Origin of the sequence: Oscillochloris sp. ZM17-4 (genome assembly GCF_019599295.1) — a bacterium.
GTDB lineage: Bacteria > Chloroflexota > Chloroflexia > Chloroflexales > Chloroflexaceae > Oscillochloris.
The window spans coordinates 1-3,207 of record NZ_JAIEWN010000126.1 but is presented as its reverse complement, the minus strand read 5'-3'; the positions used below and the strand labels follow the sequence as shown (position 1 = coordinate 3,207).

Sequence of the window (3,207 nt, the reverse complement as noted above, 5' to 3'; positions counted from 1 at the left end):
GCAGCCGCTCGTCGCGCGAGACGGCCAGCGCGAAGATGTACGACTCGGGCCGGATGGAATCGACGCTGCTCAGATCCATGGGCCTCCCGGTGGGGCTGTGGAGGGCGGCACATCCGCCCTGTCAGCTATTCTACATCCTCTGTGGGCCGTGTGCTACAATAGCGGGCTCATCAGACTTTGCTAGAGACTTTCTATGCTGTCACCTTCACGCCTGCGCGCGCGCCTTGATCTGCGCCCTGACGAGGGGCTCCCTGTGCTGCTTCTGATTGCGCTCTCCTTCTGCCAGGGCTGGGCGCTGGTGATGGCGGACACGGCGACCCTGGCGCTCTTCCTGAGCTCGCTGGGGGCGGCCGCGCTGCCGGGGATCTACCTGGCTGCGGCGGTCGTCGTCCCGCTGGCCGGGGCGAGCTTCGGCTGGCTGGGCCAGCGCGTCCCCGCCGAGCGGCTGGCCGTCGGCGCCTTTCTCGGCCTGGCCCTGCTGCTGCTGCTGCTCTGGGGCGGGGTCGCGCTCGGCCCGTGGGTGCTCTTCCTGCTGCTGCTCTGGTACCGCGTCTTCAACGCGCTCTCGGGGATTGTCTTCTGGGGCCTCGCCGGGCGCCTGCTCAACTTGCGCCAGTCCAAGCGGCTCTACGGGCTGATCGGGAGCGGCGAGAATGTGTCGCGGGTGCTCGGCTACGCGATGGTCCCGCTGATCGTCGGGCTGCTCGGCGTCGTGAGCCTGCTCGCGCTGGCGCTCGTCGGGCTGATCGGCGCGCTCGCCGCCGCGCTGGCGCTCGGGATGATGGTGTCGAGGGCGCAGGCGTCCCAGCCGGCGATGGCCGCGCAGCGCCCGACATCGGTGGGCGGCATCAAGGCCCTGATCGCCAGCCCATACACCAGCCGCATCCTCCTGCTGATCGCCCTCAGCACATGGGCCTTCAGCACCCTCGATCTCACCTTCGCCGGCCTGGCCCAGGGCTACTTTAGCGACACCAAGGCTCTGGCCTCCTTCCTGGCCGGATTCTCCCTGCTGCTGAGCATCCTGCGGCTGCTGGGCCGCCCGCTGCTGACCGGGCCGCTGATCGGGCGCTACGGGGTGGGCGTCGCGCTGCTGGCCCAGCCGCTGGCGCTGGGGGCGGGCGCGCTGCTCCTGATCGGCGGCGCTGCCGCCGGAGGCGCTGCGCTCGCCTTCTGGATGGTCGTGGCGATCCGCCTGATCGACAGCGCGGGCAACACCATCCTCTCGCGCCCATCGCTCCAGATATTCTACCAGCCCCTGCCCGCCACCCAGCGCATCGTCGCCCAGTCGTTCGCCGACGGGGTGGTCTCCCCGCTGGCCCTCGGCATGGTCGGCGCGGTGGGGCTGCTGCTGCGCGACGCCGGCATGCTGGTGCTGGCTCCGATCCTGCTCGCGCTCGCGCTGGCATGGGCCATCGTGGCGCGTCAGGTCGGCCGCTCATACATCCACGCGCTCGGCCAGAGTCTCTCGCGCCGGGTCGGGCTGGGCGGCGCCGCCGACCTCGCCGACCCGGCGGCCCTCGCCCAGGTGCGCCGCGCGCTGGGCAGCCCCTATAGCGGCGATGTGCTGTATGCGATCGACCTGCTGAGCCAGCGCATGCCGGCGGCGATCGCGCAGGCGCGGCCGGCCCTGCTGGCCCACGCCGACCCGGCGGTGCGGCGGGCCACCCTCGGGCTGATCAGCGCCGGGCGCCTGCCCGCAGACGACGGCGAGCTCGCGGCGCTGCTCGCTGTCGAGCCCGACCTCGCCACGCGGGCCGCCGCCATCCGGGCGCTCTGCGCCGCCGCCGAGGCCGAGGCGATCGAGACGGTGACGCCCTACATCAATGACCCGTCGCCGGAGATCTGCCGCAGCACGCTGGTCGGCCTGCTGCGCCACGGCGGGATCGCGGGCATCCTCGCCGGCGGCCAGCGCCTGCTGAACCTCGCCGGGTCGCCCCAGATGGAGGATCGTATCCTCGCGGCAACGATCATGGGCGATCTAGGCCTCGTCGAGCTCTTCCTGCCGCTGCGGCAGCTCTTCGCCGACCCCGCCCCGCCCGTGCGGCGGGCGGCGCTGCTCGCGGCCGGGAAGATCGGCCACGCCCGCCTGGTGCCCTTCCAGATCGCGGCCCTCGCCGACCGCAGCACGGCCGCCGTCGCCGCGCGCAGCCTTGAGCTCGCCGGGGCCGTCGCCGCGCCCGCCCTCATCGCGGCCTTCGCCGAGTCCGCCCTCGCCGAGCAGGTGCAGATCGCCACGCTGCTGGGCCAGGTCGGCGGCGAGCCGGCCATGGCCGCGCTGCGTGGCGCGATCGGGCACCCCGACGCGGATCTGCGCGGGGCCGCTGTCGCCGGGCTAGCCGCCTGTGGCTACCGCGCGTCCGGGGCCGATCGCGATCTCCTCCGCGCCCAGATCCGCCGCGAGGCCGAGCACGCTGCCTGGCTGCTGGCCGCCGGCGACGACCTTGGCGGCGCGGCGACCGACCTGCTTGTCGAGGCCATCGCCGCCGCCGCAGAGCGCTGTCGCGAGCGCATCCTGCATCTGCTCGCGATCAGCTCGGACGCGCCGGCCATCGCCGCCGCGCGCACGAACCTCGCCCAGGGCACCTCCGACAGGCGCGCCTACGCGATCGAGATCATCGACGTGCTGCTGCCGCCGGACCTCAAGCCCGCCGTCCTGCCGCTCTTCGACGAGATCGCGCCCGCCGAGCGCCTCCGGCGGCTCTGCGCCATCTTCCCACAGCCGTCCCTCAGCCCTGAGCAGCGCCTGGCCCAGCTCATCGACGAGGACACCCCCGCCGGCGCGTGGGCGCGCTCCTGCGCCCTGTATCGCGCCGGGGCCTCCCTTCCCGCCAGCGACCCGGCCTCCGCCGACGCTGCGGCGACGCTCATGATCGTCGGCCGCGTCGCCGCGCTCCGCAAGGTGCAGCTCTTCGCCGCCACGCCGAGCGAGATCCTGGCCGATATCGCCGAGCGGTTGGTCAGCCTCAGCCTGCCGGCTGGGGCGCCGATCTTCGCCCAGGGAGATGTCGGCGACGCGCTCTTTATGCTGCTCTCCGGCGAGGTGCGTATCTATGCCGATGGGCAGACGCTCAACATTATGCGGGAGGGGGCGGTTTTTGGCGAGATCGCCATCCTCGACCCGGCGCCCCGCCTAGCCTCCGCCGAGGTGATCGCGCCGAGCGCCCTGCTGCGCCTTGATCGCGGCGACCTTGACACTATCTTTGATGA

Annotated in this window: 1 protein-coding gene; it reads left to right on the top strand. The window is 72.8% G+C overall.

Annotated features, from left to right (window positions below):
* Nucleotides 1-253: 253 nt before the first annotated feature.
* Nucleotides 254-3,207: cyclic nucleotide-binding domain-containing protein (locus K2Z83_RS28070; protein WP_220598480.1), on the top strand; the 2,954-nt coding region annotated here is incomplete at its 3' end.